This window comes from Pantoea sp. C1E2 (assembly GCF_056491465.1).
The window spans coordinates 4,124,079-4,138,298 of record NZ_JBSZHT010000002.1 but is presented as its reverse complement, the minus strand read 5'-3'; the positions used below and the strand labels follow the sequence as shown (position 1 = coordinate 4,138,298).

11 protein-coding genes, 3 tRNA genes and 4 rRNA genes are annotated in these 14,220 nt (G+C 52.0%); 13 read left to right on the top strand and 5 right to left on the bottom strand.

Annotation, left to right across the window (positions count from 1 at the left end; genetic code table 11):
- Positions 1-3: 3 nt before the first annotated feature.
- The gene (def, locus tag ACXI0A_RS19645) at positions 4-516 is read right to left on the bottom strand and encodes a peptide deformylase (RefSeq protein WP_476150811.1); all 513 of its coding nucleotides are present in this window, start codon (positions 514-516) and stop codon (positions 4-6) included.
- Between the two features lie 112 nt (positions 517-628).
- On the opposite strand from def, the gene dprA reads away from it, so the two are divergent.
- From dprA to ACXI0A_RS19615, 6 genes are read left to right on the top strand one after another with little or no spacing between them, the layout of a single operon-like run.
- The gene (gene dprA, locus ACXI0A_RS19640; protein WP_476150812.1) at positions 629-1,753 is read left to right on the top strand and encodes a DNA-protecting protein DprA; all 1,125 of its coding nucleotides are present in this window, start codon (positions 629-631) and stop codon (positions 1,751-1,753) included.
- Positions 1,725-2,198: a DUF494 family protein Smg gene (gene smg, locus ACXI0A_RS19635; RefSeq protein WP_476150813.1), complete on the top strand. Its 474-nt coding sequence runs from the start codon at positions 1,725-1,727 to the stop codon at positions 2,196-2,198. The genes dprA and smg overlap by 29 nt, the downstream gene beginning before the upstream one ends.
- 24 nt (positions 2,199-2,222) lie before the next feature.
- Positions 2,223-2,768, top strand: a complete 546-nt coding sequence (locus tag ACXI0A_RS19630; RefSeq protein ID WP_224935591.1) for a DNA topoisomerase family protein — start codon at positions 2,223-2,225, stop codon at positions 2,766-2,768.
- Between the two features lie 5 nt (positions 2,769-2,773).
- Positions 2,774-3,349, top strand: a complete 576-nt coding sequence (tsaC, locus tag ACXI0A_RS19625; protein WP_224935593.1) for an L-threonylcarbamoyladenylate synthase type 1 TsaC — start codon at positions 2,774-2,776, stop codon at positions 3,347-3,349.
- A 3-nt stretch (positions 3,350-3,352) separates the two neighbouring features.
- Positions 3,353-4,171, top strand: a complete 819-nt coding sequence (gene aroE, locus ACXI0A_RS19620) for a shikimate dehydrogenase (RefSeq protein ID WP_476150814.1) — start codon at positions 3,353-3,355, stop codon at positions 4,169-4,171.
- Complete coding sequence (locus tag ACXI0A_RS19615; protein WP_476150815.1) at positions 4,168-4,416, top strand: DUF1488 family protein; 249 nt, start codon at positions 4,168-4,170, stop codon at positions 4,414-4,416. Before aroE ends, ACXI0A_RS19615 begins: the two co-directional genes overlap by 4 nt.
- Here ACXI0A_RS19615 and ACXI0A_RS19610 read toward each other — a convergent pair.
- Positions 4,392-4,946, bottom strand: a complete 555-nt coding sequence (locus tag ACXI0A_RS19610; RefSeq protein WP_476150816.1) for a DapH/DapD/GlmU-related protein — start codon at positions 4,944-4,946, stop codon at positions 4,392-4,394. The genes ACXI0A_RS19615 and ACXI0A_RS19610 overlap by 25 nt on opposite strands.
- Positions 4,947-5,437: 491 nt before the next feature.
- Between ACXI0A_RS19610 and ACXI0A_RS19605 the strand changes: the two genes are divergently transcribed.
- From ACXI0A_RS19605 to rrf (ACXI0A_RS19575), 7 genes are all read left to right on the top strand, one after another.
- A 16S ribosomal RNA gene (locus ACXI0A_RS19605) occupies positions 5,438-6,979 on the top strand.
- Positions 6,980-7,053: 74 nt separating this feature from the next.
- Positions 7,054-7,130 (top strand) — tRNA-Ile (locus ACXI0A_RS19600).
- Between the two features lie 142 nt (positions 7,131-7,272).
- Positions 7,273-7,348: transfer RNA gene (locus tag ACXI0A_RS19595), tRNA-Ala, on the top strand.
- 202 nt (positions 7,349-7,550) lie between these two features.
- Positions 7,551-10,458: ribosomal RNA gene (locus tag ACXI0A_RS19590) — 23S ribosomal RNA — on the top strand.
- Positions 10,459-10,560: 102 nt separating this feature from the next.
- Positions 10,561-10,676: ribosomal RNA gene (rrf, locus tag ACXI0A_RS19585) — 5S ribosomal RNA — on the top strand.
- Positions 10,677-10,691: 15 nt separating this feature from the next.
- Positions 10,692-10,767 (top strand) — tRNA-Thr (locus ACXI0A_RS19580).
- Positions 10,768-10,803: 36 nt separating this feature from the next.
- Positions 10,804-10,919: ribosomal RNA gene (gene rrf / locus ACXI0A_RS19575) — 5S ribosomal RNA — on the top strand.
- Together the 16S, 23S and 5S rRNA genes with 3 tRNA genes alongside form the textbook arrangement of a ribosomal RNA operon.
- 170 nt (positions 10,920-11,089) lie before the next feature.
- Here the strand turns inward: rrf (ACXI0A_RS19575) and ACXI0A_RS19570 are convergent.
- The 3 genes from ACXI0A_RS19570 to ACXI0A_RS19560 are packed head-to-tail and all read right to left on the bottom strand — an operon-like array spanning position 11,090 to position 14,154.
- Entirely contained in the window at positions 11,090-11,851 is a 762-nt protein-coding gene (locus ACXI0A_RS19570; protein WP_084938030.1) for an amino acid ABC transporter ATP-binding protein, read from the bottom strand.
- Positions 11,852-11,859: 8 nt separating this feature from the next.
- Positions 11,860-12,960, bottom strand: coding sequence for an ABC transporter permease subunit (locus ACXI0A_RS19565; RefSeq protein ID WP_476150817.1), 1,101 nt, complete (start codon positions 12,958-12,960; stop codon positions 11,860-11,862).
- 15 nt (positions 12,961-12,975) lie between these two features.
- Positions 12,976-14,154, bottom strand: coding sequence for an amino acid ABC transporter permease (locus ACXI0A_RS19560; RefSeq protein ID WP_224935628.1), 1,179 nt, complete (start codon positions 14,152-14,154; stop codon positions 12,976-12,978).
- Positions 14,155-14,220 lie beyond the last annotated feature (66 nt).

Below are 14,220 nucleotides of genomic sequence, written 5' to 3'. Positions count from 1 at the left end.
TACTCAGGCTTCGCGTGCACTCATGCGGGCCAGCTTTTCCAGTTTCTGTTTAATGCGCTGACGCTTCAACGGCGACAGATAATCGATAAACAGCTTGCCATCCAGATGATCGATTTCATGCTGGATACAAATCGCCAGCAGACCATCCGTCTCCAGCTCGTAGCTCTTGCCGTCACGATCCTGCGCACGTACTTTGACCCATTCCGCACGCGGCACAAAAGCACGTTGTTCAGGGATGGAGAGGCAGCCCTCTTCAATACCGGTTTCACCGCTTTTTTCCAGCAGCTCCGGGTTAATCAACACCAGGCGTTCGTCTCGATTTTCAGAAACATCGATAACGATGATGCGTTGATGAATGTCGACCTGAGTGGCCGCTAAGCCAATGCCTTCTTCGGCGTACATGGTTTCAAACATGTCATCGACAATGCGCTGAACGTCTGCGTTTACGGTAGCCACCGACGCAGCGATTTTGCGAAGGCGATCATCAGGGAAATGTAATACCTGCAAAACTGACATAAATATCCAGATCTGTATGCGTTAAAGAAAAGATTACTACCTCATATTGTAGACTTTTTGTGGCCTGATTGACAGCATTGCACCGCATGAGAGCGGGCTTTAGGAAGGACGCATGGAGCGAGTGGAAGGGATACTCAGGCTGGCAAATGTTAAGGGCCTGCGCCGGCATCGCGTGGTGAATCTCGCGCGGAGTTTGCAAAGCGGTGCTGTCTTGGATGATGAATTACTGCACAGCCATGGTTTGAATGATATTCAGCGGCAGCAGTTTAACGATTACTGTCCACGGATGCTGGCGCGCACGCAACAGTGGCTGGATCAGCCCCATCATCATTTGGTCTCCTGTATTGATGCGGGTTATCCGGCGTCGCTAGCAGAAATCACCCAACGTCCCTCACTGCTCTATGTGGCGGGTCACCTCTCCGTTTTACAGACACCACAATTAGCTGTGGTGGGCAGTCGACACTGTTCACACTATGGCAAGGAGTGGGGCACATGGTTTACACAGCAGCTTGCGCTTAGTGGGCTAACCATTACCAGTGGACTCGCACGCGGTATTGATGGCGTTGCGCACCGTGCCGCTTTGGAAGCGCAGGGAAAAACCATCGCAGTGCTGGGCAGCGGTTTGCAACAGATCTATCCCAAAAGTCATCAGTCGCTGGCGCAGGCGATCATGGATAACGAGGGTGCTTTGATATCTGAATTTCCTCTTGATATGGCACCACATGCGGTTAATTTTCCGCGCCGCAATCGCATCATCAGTGGATTGAGTCAGGGAGTGCTGGTCGTTGAGGCTTCACTTAAAAGCGGTTCGCTGGTCACTGCCCGCTGCGCCCTGGAACAAAATCGCAATGTTTATGCGTTACCCGGAGCATTGGGTAATGATGGCAGTGAAGGCACGCATTGGTTGATTCAGCAGGGAGCGCTGCTGGTAGCCCATCCAAATAACATTCTTGAAGATTTGCATTCCACTCTTCAATGGTTGCCAGCAACCACTTCAGAAACAATATATTCACAAGACAGTGACGATGTTCCATTGCCATTTGCAAGCGTGTTGGCTAACGTAGGTGATGAGGTTACACCTGTTGACGTCGTCGCTGAACGTGCCGGCCAACCTGTGCCAGTTATCTCAGCCCAGTTGCTGGAGCTGGAGTTAGCAGGATGGATCGCAGCTGTACCCGGCGGCTATGTCCGATTGAGGAGGGCATGCCATGTTCGACGTACTTATGTACTTGTTTGAGACCTATATCCACAACGAAGCTGAAATGCGTGTTGATCAGGATAAATTGACCGATGATTTGGCCGATGCAGGTTTTCATCGTGAAGATATCTACAATGCGTTGAATTGGCTTGAACGTTTAGCGGACTATCAGGATGGTCTGGTCGCGCCAGTACAGTTGGCCGCCGATCCGCTCTCAATGCGAATTTATACGGACGAGGAATGCCAGCGTCTCGATGCCGATTGTCGCGGTTTTATTTTGTTCCTGGAACAGGTTCAGGTGCTGAATATGGAAACGCGCGAAATGGTTATCGAACGAGTCACGGCTCTTGATACTCAGGAATTCGATCTTGAAGATCTGAAATGGGTGGTGCTGATGGCGCTGTTTAACATCCCAGGATGTGAAAACGCTTATCAGCAGATGGAAGAACTGTTATTCGACGTCAATGAAGGTATGCTGCATTAATTTGCGATTAATGCATCCGGAAATATGAGTAAATCAGCACTATTCTCTGTGCGTAAACACGATCCCTGCCCCGCTTGCGGGGCAGATTTGGTGATACGCGGTGGTAAACATGGACCATTTCTTGGCTGTGTGAATTATCCAACCTGTGATTATGTTCGTCCCCTGAAAAATCAGGCCGATGGCCATATCGTTAAAGTGCTGGAAGGGCACGCGTGCCCACAGTGTGGCGCAGATAAAGTGCTGCGTCAGGGGCGGTTTGGGATGTTTGTTGGTTGTAGTCACTATCCTGAATGTGATTACACAGAAACCATCGATAAGCCTGACGAGACCGCAATTGCCTGTCCCCAATGTCAGAACGGAAAGCTGGTTCAGCGCCGTTCGCGCTATGGCAAGACCTTTCATTCCTGCGACCGTTACCCTGATTGCCAATTTGCGATCAACGCAACGCCGGTTGAAGGTATCTGCCCGCATTGCCAGTTCCCCCTATTAATAGAGAAGAAAACCGCACAAGGCATGAAGCGCTTATGCGCCAGCAAACGCTGTGGCAAGCTCATCGCCCAGGACGAATAACCATCATGAAGCAGAATCAGTACGCACCCGGAAGTCTCGAATTTTGCATCGAGCAACTACAGCAGCAGGCCGTTATTGCCTATCCAACAGAAGCGGTGTTTGGTTTAGGTTGCGATCCCGATAGCGAAAGTGCCGTCATGGCTTTACTGGCGCTCAAACAGCGTCCGGTTGAGAAAGGGCTTATCCTGATTGCAGCAGATTATGCGCAGCTGGAACCCTACATCGCCGATCGCGAACTCACGGTGCTGCAGCGTGAGCGCATGTTCGCGAGTTGGCCTGGGCCGGTGACTTATGTGGTGCCGGCAACACCGCATACGCCGCGCTGGTTAACAGGGCGTTTCGATTCGCTAGCTATCCGCGTTAGCGATCATCCGGATGTGCAGGCACTGTGTCGTGGCTTTGGCAAACCATTGGTATCTACCAGTGCGAATCTTTCCGGCGAATCGCCGTGCCGCAATGCTGAAGAAGTTGCCCAGCAATTCGGCTCTCATTTCCCCGTGTTGCATACTGCAACGGGCGGGCGACTGAATCCTTCTGAAATTCGCGATGTTATCAGCGGCGAACTTATTCGTCAGGGCTAATTTATGGAACACTTCGCCGTTTTTGGTCATCCTATTGCACACAGTAAGTCACCTGTTATTCATAGCCTTTTTGCTGAGCAGACAGGAATCGCGCACTCCTATGGTCGGGTTTGTGCACCGCTGGAGGGGTTCCCTCAGTCAATTAGCGACTTTTTTGCTTCCGGCGGAAAAGGTGCGAATGTCACTCTGCCGTTTAAACAGCAGGCGTGGGAATTGGCCGATGAACTCAGTGAGCGTGCAGCCTTATCTGGGGCGGTTAACACATTAAAGAAAAAGGCAGATGGCTCGGTCTTTGGTGACAACACCGATGGGATTGGTCTGCTAAGCGATCTGGAACGACTGAATTTGATTCGTTCTGGTGACCGCATTTTACTGGTGGGAGCCGGGGGCGCAGCACGTGGTGTGATCCTTCCTCTGCTTTCTTTTGGATGTTCATTGGTGGTGGTCAACCGAACGGTTGCACGCGCTGAAGAGCTGGCAAACATCTTCCAGCATAGTGGGGATATTCAGGCGAGCAGTTTTACTGAGCTCTCCGACCAGTCATTTGATCTTATTATCAACGCAACCTCCAGTGGCGTTGAAGGTAAAGTACCGCCGTTACCAGAGTCGTTGGTCACCTCTCAAACACGCTGCTACGACATGTTCTATCAGCAAGGGCTGACGCCTTTCTTGTTGTGGTGTCAGCAGCAGGGTGCGGATCAGCTAGCAGATGGATTGGGCATGCTGGTGGGACAGGCGGCACATGCTTTCCAACTGTGGCATGGCGTGATGCCGGAAATTACCCCCGTCATTGCTCAATTAAAGCAGGCAATAAAGGAGTGAATCAGGCGATCCATTTTCCCGATTGTGAAAGTTGGGACGAGGAGCGGGGTGCGATCGTCTTTCCGGTGTTGGTACAAGGAATGGGGTTAACCTGTGCCATCAAGCCTGATGCATTACAGGATCGATTCGGAACGGGTACAGCGATGGCGCTGTTTAGCGCGCATCGCTGGGATCTGGAAGAAGAAGCGGAAGAGCATATCCGGCAGGATGAGTTTGATGATCAAGGTTGGATCTGGCTCTCCTGAGCGAGGTATTCATCTTTCCAGCCAACATAATTGTTAGATGAATAGAGTAGACCTGCGATTTCCGTCTTACTCAGTGGGCGGATCTGTTTAACCGGGCTGCCTAAATAGAGGTAGCCGCTTTCCAGTCTTTTACCCGGGGGAACCAGACTACCCGCTCCGATCATGACATCCTCTTCAACAAACACGCCATCCAGCAAAATCGATCCCATTCCAACCAGCACGCGATCGCTAATATGACAGCCGTGCAGCATCGCTTTATGACCTACCGTCACGTCTTCACCAATAATTAAAGGATGCCCTTCCGGGTTGCTGGTGGATTTGTGCGTGACGTGTAAAATGCTGCCGTCCTGAATATTGCTTCTTTTACCTATCACAACTTTGTTCACATCACCGCGGATAGCAACCAGTGGCCAGATGCTGACATCGTCGGCGAGCTGTACTTCACCCACCACCACGCTACTGCTATCGATCATTACGCGATCGCCGATTTGTGGGAAATGATTCTTATAAGGTCGTAGGGCTACAGACATGATCTTTCTCCTTTTGCACTTTTACCCCTAGCCTGCGGCTTATCAGTCTGGCAAACAAGATGATTTTTGAGCGGATCGCTCGCGATCTCAGCGAAAAGATTGAAAACTCGCCAGTCGATTAAAAAGATCGAAAAAAGGGGTTGTGCAAAAAATCCGGATCCCTATAATGCGCATCCACTGAGACGGCAAAGCGGCAACGCAGGCGGCTCAGCAGGGAGTGAAGTGATTCATCCCGCCAGATAAAACGCTAAAAAAAGTGTTTGACTCTGAAGGAGGAAAGCGTAATATACGCCACCTCGCAACAGCAGCTTAAGGCGCTGATTGCACCGCTCTTTAACAATTTATCAGACAATCTGTGTGGGCACTCGCAGGATTGATATCAACGTCTCCGGACGTAAAAAATATCAAGTCTCACGAGTGAACACATAATGAAATTCATTATGACGTTTTACAGATGAGCATCGCTGAACTTGTTTCAGCAAATCAAACTTAAATTGAAGAGTTTGATCATGGCTCAGATTGAACGCTGGCGGCAGGCCTAACACATGCAAGTCGAACGGTAGCACAGAGGAGCTTGCTCCTTGGGTGACGAGTGGCGGACGGGTGAGTAATGTCTGGGAAACTGCCCGATGGAGGGGGATAACTACTGGAAACGGTAGCTAATACCGCATAACGTCTTCGGACCAAAGTGGGGGACCTTCGGGCCTCACACCATCGGATGTGCCCAGATGGGATTAGCTAGTAGGTGGGGTAATGGCTCACCTAGGCGACGATCCCTAGCTGGTCTGAGAGGATGACCAGCCACACTGGAACTGAGACACGGTCCAGACTCCTACGGGAGGCAGCAGTGGGGAATATTGCACAATGGGCGCAAGCCTGATGCAGCCATGCCGCGTGTATGAAGAAGGCCTTCGGGTTGTAAAGTACTTTCAGTGGGGAGGAAGGCGTTAAGGTTAATAGCCTTGACGATTGACGTTACCCGCAGAAGAAGCACCGGCTAACTCCGTGCCAGCAGCCGCGGTAATACGGAGGGTGCAAGCGTTAATCGGAATTACTGGGCGTAAAGCGCACGCAGGCGGTCTGTCAAGTCGGATGTGAAATCCCCGGGCTCAACCTGGGAACTGCATTCGAAACTGGCAGGCTAGAGTCTTGTAGAGGGGGGTAGAATTCCAGGTGTAGCGGTGAAATGCGTAGAGATCTGGAGGAATACCGGTGGCGAAGGCGGCCCCCTGGACAAAGACTGACGCTCAGGTGCGAAAGCGTGGGGAGCAAACAGGATTAGATACCCTGGTAGTCCACGCCGTAAACGATGTCGACTTGGAGGTTGTTCCCTTGAGGAGTGGCTTCCGGAGCTAACGCGTTAAGTCGACCGCCTGGGGAGTACGGCCGCAAGGTTAAAACTCAAATGAATTGACGGGGGCCCGCACAAGCGGTGGAGCATGTGGTTTAATTCGATGCAACGCGAAGAACCTTACCTACTCTTGACATCCAGAGAACTTAGCAGAGATGCTTTGGTGCCTTCGGGAACTCTGAGACAGGTGCTGCATGGCTGTCGTCAGCTCGTGTTGTGAAATGTTGGGTTAAGTCCCGCAACGAGCGCAACCCTTATCCTTTGTTGCCAGCGGTTCGGCCGGGAACTCAAAGGAGACTGCCAGTGATAAACTGGAGGAAGGTGGGGATGACGTCAAGTCATCATGGCCCTTACGAGTAGGGCTACACACGTGCTACAATGGCGCATACAAAGAGAAGCGACCTCGCGAGAGCAAGCGGACCTCATAAAGTGCGTCGTAGTCCGGATCGGAGTCTGCAACTCGACTCCGTGAAGTCGGAATCGCTAGTAATCGTAGATCAGAATGCTACGGTGAATACGTTCCCGGGCCTTGTACACACCGCCCGTCACACCATGGGAGTGGGTTGCAAAAGAAGTAGGTAGCTTAACCTTCGGGAGGGCGCTTACCACTTTGTGATTCATGACTGGGGTGAAGTCGTAACAAGGTAACCGTAGGGGAACCTGCGGTTGGATCACCTCCTTACCTGAAGATACTTTCCCGCGTAGTGCTCACACAGATTGTCTGATAGAAAAGTAACGAGCAGAAAAAACCTCTACAGGCTTGTAGCTCAGGTGGTTAGAGCGCACCCCTGATAAGGGTGAGGTCGGTGGTTCAAGTCCACTCAGGCCTACCAAATTTCGTCTCATGCTGCGTTAAAGCGCCGCTCGTATAGTGAACTATACGTCGCGACCCTTTGCCCTGCCTGAAAAGAAATGACCGTTTGAAAAAACGGGACTCCTGGTGAGTGGTAGTAGTGGTCTCTGCAGTAACTGTATGGGGCTATAGCTCAGCTGGGAGAGCGCCTGCCTTGCACGCAGGAGGTCAGCGGTTCGATCCCGCTTAGCTCCACCATTACAGTGACTCAAAACAATACTTCAGAGCAGACCGGCAACGGTAGGCTGCGAAGTATTATGCTCTTTAACAATCCGGAACAAGCTGAAAATTGAAACGACACGTCGCGTTCATTCTCCGTAATAAGAATGAATAAACGATGTGTTCGAGTCTCTCAAATGCTTGCAGTCTGCATGCGTTGTAAAACGCCTGTGGGTTGTGAGGTTAAGCGACTAAGCGTACACGGTGGATGCCCTGGCAGTCAGAGGCGATGAAGGACGTGCTAATCTGCGTAAAGCGTCGGTAAGGTGATATGAACCGCTACAGCCGACGATGTCCGAATGGGGAAACCCGGTGCACTCTGTGCATCATCGCAACATGAATACATAGTGTTGCGAGGCGAACCTGGGGAACTGAAACATCTAAGTACCCAGAGGAAAAGAAATCAACCGAGATTCCCCCAGTAGCGGCGAGCGAACGGGGAACAGCCCAGAACCTGAATCAGTTTGTGCATTAGTGGAAGCGTCTGGAAAGTCGCAGGGTACAGGGTGATACTCCCGTACACAAAAATGCACTTATTGTGAGTTCGAAGAGTAGGGCGGGACACGTGGTATCCTGTCTGAATATGGGGGGACCATCCTCCAAGGCTAAATACTCCTGACTGACCGATAGTGAACCAGTACCGTGAGGGAAAGGCGAAAAGAACCCCGGCGAGGGGAGTGAAACAGAACCTGAAACCGTGTACGTACAAGCAGTGGGAGCCTCTTTTATGGGGTGACTGCGTACCTTTTGTATAATGGGTCAGCGACTTATATTCTGTAGCAAGGTTAACCGTATAGGGGAGCCGCAGGGAAACCGAGTCTTAACTGGGCGTTAAGTTGCAGGGTATAGACCCGAAACCCGGTGATCTAGCCATGGGCAGGTTGAAGGTTGGGTAACACTAACTGGAGGACCGAACCGACTAATGTTGAAAAATTAGCGGATGACTTGTGGCTGGGGGTGAAAGGCCAATCAAACCGGGAGATAGCTGGTTCTCCCCGAAAGCTATTTAGGTAGCGCCTCGTGAACTCATCTTCGGGGGTAGAGCACTGTTTCGGCTAGGGGGCCATCCCGGCTTACCAACCCGATGCAAACTGCGAATACCGAAGAATGTTATCACGGGAGACACACGGCGGGTGCTAACGTCCGTCGTGAAGAGGGAAACAACCCAGACCGCCAGCTAAGGTCCCAAAGTCATGGTTAAGTGGGAAACGATGTGGGAAGGCACAGACAGCCAGGATGTTGGCTTAGAAGCAGCCATCATTTAAAGAAAGCGTAATAGCTCACTGGTCGAGTCGGCCTGCGCGGAAGATGTAACGGGGCTAAACCATGCACCGAAGCTGCGGCAGCGACGCGTATGCGTTGTTGGGTAGGGGAGCGTTCTGTAAGCCGTTGAAGGTGGCCTGTGAGGGTTGCTGGAGGTATCAGAAGTGCGAATGCTGACATAAGTAACGATAAAGCGGGTGAAAAGCCCGCTCGCCGGAAGACCAAGGGTTCCTGTTCAACGTTAATCGGAGCAGGGTGAGTCGACCCCTAAGGCGAGGCTGAAAAGCGTAGTCGATGGGAAGCAGGTTAATATTCCTGCACTTGGTGTTACTGCGAAGGGGGGACGGAGAAGGCTAGGTTATCCGGGCGACGGTTGTCCCGGTTTAAGCATGTAGGCGGAGAGTTTAGGTAAATCCGGACTCTTGTTAACGCTGAGGTGTGATGACGAGCCACTACGGTGGTGAAGTAACTGATGCCCTGCTTCCAGGAAAAGCCTCTAAGCTCCAGGTAACACGAAATCGTACCCCAAACCGACACAGGTGGTCAGGTAGAGAATACCAAGGCGCTTGAGAGAACTCGGGTGAAGGAACTAGGCAAAATGGTGCCGTAACTTCGGGAGAAGGCACGCTGGCGCGTAGGTGAAGGGACTTGCTCCCCGAGCTGAAGCCAGTCGAAGATACCAGCTGGCTGCAACTGTTTATTAAAAACACAGCACTGTGCAAACACGAAAGTGGACGTATACGGTGTGACGCCTGCCCGGTGCCGGAAGGTTAATTGATGGGGTTATCCGCAAGGAGAAGCTCTTGATCGAAGCCCCGGTAAACGGCGGCCGTAACTATAACGGTCCTAAGGTAGCGAAATTCCTTGTCGGGTAAGTTCCGACCTGCACGAATGGCGTAATGATGGCCAGGCTGTCTCCACCCGAGACTCAGTGAAATTGAAATCGCTGTGAAGATGCAGTGTACCCGCGGCAAGACGGAAAGACCCCGTGAACCTTTACTATAGCTTGACACTGAACATTGAGCCTTGATGTGTAGGATAGGTGGGAGGCTTTGAAGCGTGGACGCCAGTCTGCGTGGAGCCAACCTTGAAATACCACCCTTTAATGTTTGATGTTCTAACGTAGGCCCGTGATCCGGGCTGCGGACAGTGTCTGGTGGGTAGTTTGACTGGGGCGGTCTCCTCCTAAAGAGTAACGGAGGAGCACGAAGGTTGGCTAATCCTGGTCGGACATCAGGAGGTTAGTGCAATGGCATAAGCCAGCTTGACTGCGAGAGTGACGGCTCGAGCAGGTGCGAAAGCAGGTCATAGTGATCCGGTGGTTCTGAATGGAAGGGCCATCGCTCAACGGATAAAAGGTACTCCGGGGATAACAGGCTGATACCGCCCAAGAGTTCATATCGACGGCGGTGTTTGGCACCTCGATGTCGGCTCATCACATCCTGGGGCTGAAGTAGGTCCCAAGGGTACGGCTGTTCGCCGTTTAAAGTGGTACGCGAGCTGGGTTTAGAACGTCGTGAGACAGTTCGGTCCCTATCTGCCGTGGGCGCTGGAGAATTGAGGGGGGTTGCTCCTAGTACGAGAGGACCGGAGTGAACGCACCGCTGGTGTTCGGGTTGTCATGCCAATGGCATTGCCCGGTAGCTAAGTGCGGAAAAGATAAGTGCTGAAAGCATCTAAGCACGAAACTTGCCCCGAGATGAGTTCTCCCTGACTCCTTGAGAGTCCTGAAGGGACGTTGAAGACTACGACGTTGATAGGCCGGATGTGTAAGTGCAGCGATGCATTGAGCTAACCGGTACTAATGACCCGTGAGGCTTAACCTTACAACGCCAGAGGCGTTTTTGAGAGACGCAGTAGATTTTCAGCTTGTTCACGGACTGGTTCGCGTGGTTACGGAAGTAACGGCGCGGATGAAACAGAATTTGCCTGGCGGCTTTAGCGCGGTGGTCCCACCTGACCCCATGCCGAACTCAGAAGTGAAACGCCGTAGCGCCGATGGTAGTGTGGGGTCTCCCCATGCGAGAGTAGGGAACTGCCAGGCATCAAATTAAAGTGTGCTGATATGGCTCAGTTGGTAGAGCGCACCCTTGGTAAGGGTGAGGTCCCCAGTTCGACTCTGGGTATCAGCACCAGTTTTAAAGCGTGAGTTCGGTAAATAACAGAATTTGCCTGGCGGCTTTAGCGCGGTGGTCCCACCTGACCCCATGCCGAACTCAGAAGTGAAACGCCGTAGCGCCGATGGTAGTGTGGGGTCTCCCCATGCGAGAGTAGGGAACTGCCAGGCATCAAACACAGAAGCCCTGAACGAAAGTTCAGGGCTTTTTTGTATGTTTAAACTCGCCAAATGGCTCAAAAGTCGTAAAGTACATCGAAATAGGTTAACGTGAAATAACATTGCGGGCATGAAAAAAGCCTCTGCCAGAATGCGCAGAGGCTTATGCAACTAATTGAATATTAATGGATAACTTGAGAAAGGAAGGCGCGTGTACGCTCTGATTTAGGATTCGCGAAGAACTCTTGCGGCGGCGCTTCCTCAACAATCTCTCCGCGATCCATAAAGATCACTCGATCCGCGACAGTGCGCGCAAAGCCCATCTCATGTGTCACACACAACATGGTCATGCCATCTTCTGCCAGACCAATCATCGTATCGAGAACTTCTTTAACCATCTCTGGATCAAGTGCAGAAGTGGGTTCATCGAACAGCATAATTTTCGGTTTCATACACAGCGATCGAGCGATCGCCACGCGCTGCTGCTGCCCACCCGAAAGCTGGCCGGGAAACTTATGCGCATGCTCCGCAATCCTAACGCGCTGTAAGTAGTGCATCGCCAGTTCTTCCGCTTCTTTCTTTGGCAGCTTGCGTACCCACATCGGTGCCAGGGTGCAATTTTGCAAAACGCTCAGGTGAGGGAACAGATTGAAGTGCTGAAATACCATTCCGACTTCAGTGCGAACACGCTCAATATTGCGCACATCATCGTTTAAATGGATGCCATCTACCACAATGCGGCCCTGCTGATGTTCTTCCAGATGGTTGATGCAGCGAATGGTAGTCGATTTCCCAGAACCCGAAGGCCCGCAAAGCACGATGCGTTCGCGAGGTTTCACCTGCAAATTGATATCTTTCAAAACATGGAACTGTCCGTACCACTTATTCACGTTCTCAAGCGTAATCATCATGGTGTCAGCCGCATTTGTCATAATTTGTGTCATGTAAAACCTCAGTGCGATTTAAGCCCGGTGTGGAAACGCTTCTCCAGATACTGGCTATAGCGCGACATGCTAAAACAGAAAATCCAGTAAACCATGGCAGCAAACACATAACCTTCAGTCGACATGCCCAGCCAGGTGGGGTCAACGGTGGCCTGCTGCACGCTACTGAAGAGATCGAATAAGCCGATGATGATCACCAGGCTGGTATCTTTAAACAGTGCGATGATGGTATTCACTAAACCGGGAATGGTCAGCTTCAGTGCCTGCGGCAGAATAACCAGCATCTGCGTTTTCCAATACCCGAGCGCCAGCGATTCCGCCGCTTCTGTCTGGCCCTTTGGCAGCGCTTGCAAGCCGCCACGCACTACTTCCGCAACATAAGCCGACTGAAACAGAATGACGCCGACCAGAGCACGAACCAGCTTGTCGATGGTGGTGCCCTCCGCCATAAACAGCGGCAGCATCACCGATGACATGAACAGCACGGTGATCAGCGGAACTCCACGCCAAAACTCGATGAAGATCACCGATAACGTGCGAACTACCGGCATCTTGGAACGACGCGCCAGCGCCAGCAGAATACCCAGTGGCAGTGCACCAGCAATACCTACCGATGCAATGATCAGCGTGAGCGTTAAACCACCCCATTGGCGGGTTTCAACGCGCTCCAACCCGAGATAGCCACCGTACATCAGTAGCCAAACTACGATGGGATAGATCACTGCCCAGCAGGCAATGTAACGTCCACGGCGTGGCATCGACTTAATGAACATTGGAATGATGGAGAGCAACCCAATCACCAGCGCCAGATTAATACGCCAGCGTAGTTCGTGAGGGTACAGCCCATACATAAACTGACCAAAACGCGCATGGATAAACACCCAACACGCTCCCGCTTTGGTGCAGTCGGCACGGGTCTCTCCAATCCAGTTAGCCTGGAAAACCAGCCAGTCCAGCGCCGGCGGAATGACGCTCCACATAATCCAGAAGCTGAACAGCGTAAGCAGAGTGTTCAGCCAACTGGAAAAGAGGTTTTTACGTGACCAAAGCCAGGCTTTTGCCAACGGATTGCCCGGTACGGGCGGTGTTTCATGTGTGGTCACAGACATAGTAATCCCGTTCTCTTAACGCTCAACCAGCGCGATTTTGCGGTTATAGAGGTTCATCAGCAGCGAAATGATCAGACTGATAATCAGGTAGACCGCCATGGTAATCGCAATGGTCTCGATAGCCTGACCTGTCTGGTTCAGCACCGTACCGGCAAACAGCGACACCATATCTGGATAGCCGATGGCGGCTGCCAGTGATGAGTTTTTCACGATGTTGAGGTATTGGCTGGTCAGCGGTGGGATGATCACGCGCATCGCTTGCGGAATGATGACCTGACGCATCGTGACCGGATTAGGCAACCCCAGCGAACGGGCTGCTTCACTCTGACCGTGCGGCACAGACTGAATACCTGAGCGAATGACTTCCGCAATGAATGACGAAGTGTAGACGGACAGTGCAACCGTCAACGCCGCCAGTTCAGGGATCATCACAAAGCCGCCGCGGAAGTTGAATCCACGTAACTCAGGCACATCCCAATGTGTTGCTGCACCAAACAGCGTGTGAGCGATCAACGGTAGCAGCACAATTAAACCGGCAGCAGCGGGCCATGTGCGACGTAATTGACCGGTTTTGAGCTGATGCTTGCGATTGAAGCGGAACAACGACCAACTGGCGAGTAACGCTAAAGCGAGTGCAATCAGGAAAGGCCATGTTCCTGATGCATATTCAGGCCATGGGACGTATAAACCGCGGTTGCTAACAAAGGCCAGATCGAAGGCATTTAACGCCTGGCGGGGACCCGGCAGGTTACGCAGTACTGCAAAGTACCAGAAGAAGATCTGCAGCAGCGGTGGGATATTACGAAACGTCTCTATGTAGATGGTTGAGAGTTTACGTAGCAGCCAGTTTTCGGACAGGCGGGCGAGTCCAACGGCGAAGCCCAGGATGGAAGCAAATACAATGCAGAGTGCGGATACCAGTAGGGTATTGGTTAGCCCTACCAAAAACACGCGCGCGTAAGTATCGCCTTCGGTGTAATCAATCAGGTGTTGGACGATGCCAAAACCGGCATTGCGCTCAAGAAATCCGAAACCGGATGTAATGCCGCGATTGGCCAGGTTGATGACTGTGTTGTGGACCAGATATCCCACCACAGCAAGCACGGCCACAATCGCGATGATCTGGTAAAGCCAGGCGCGAACCGTAGGATTACCAAACGAAAAATCCCTCTTTACGGTTGGGCGTTGAGACATGTTGAAACCTCAGTGAAGAAAACGCTTGGGCACCGCAGGGTGCGGTGCCCGACTGGCAGGACAGAC

Coding starts and splice junctions, on each gene's coding strand:
- def (WP_476150811.1), bottom strand. CDS start 516: ATGTCAGTTTTGCAGGTATTACATTTCCCTGATGATCGCCTTCGCAAA.
- dprA (WP_476150812.1), top strand. CDS start 629: ATGGAGCGAGTGGAAGGGATACTCAGGCTGGCAAATGTTAAGGGCCTG.
- smg (WP_476150813.1), top strand. CDS start 1,725: ATGTTCGACGTACTTATGTACTTGTTTGAGACCTATATCCACAACGAA.
- ACXI0A_RS19630 (WP_224935591.1), top strand. CDS start 2,223: ATGAGTAAATCAGCACTATTCTCTGTGCGTAAACACGATCCCTGCCCC.
- tsaC (WP_224935593.1), top strand. CDS start 2,774: ATGAAGCAGAATCAGTACGCACCCGGAAGTCTCGAATTTTGCATCGAG.
- aroE (WP_476150814.1), top strand. CDS start 3,353: ATGGAACACTTCGCCGTTTTTGGTCATCCTATTGCACACAGTAAGTCA.
- ACXI0A_RS19610 (WP_476150816.1), bottom strand. CDS start 4,946: ATGTCTGTAGCCCTACGACCTTATAAGAATCATTTCCCACAAATCGGC.
- ACXI0A_RS19570 (WP_084938030.1), bottom strand. CDS start 11,851: ATGACACAAATTATGACAAATGCGGCTGACACCATGATGATTACGCTT.
- ACXI0A_RS19565 (WP_476150817.1), bottom strand. CDS start 12,960: ATGTCTGTGACCACACATGAAACACCGCCCGTACCGGGCAATCCGTTG.
- ACXI0A_RS19560 (WP_224935628.1), bottom strand. CDS start 14,154: ATGTCTCAACGCCCAACCGTAAAGAGGGATTTTTCGTTTGGTAATCCT.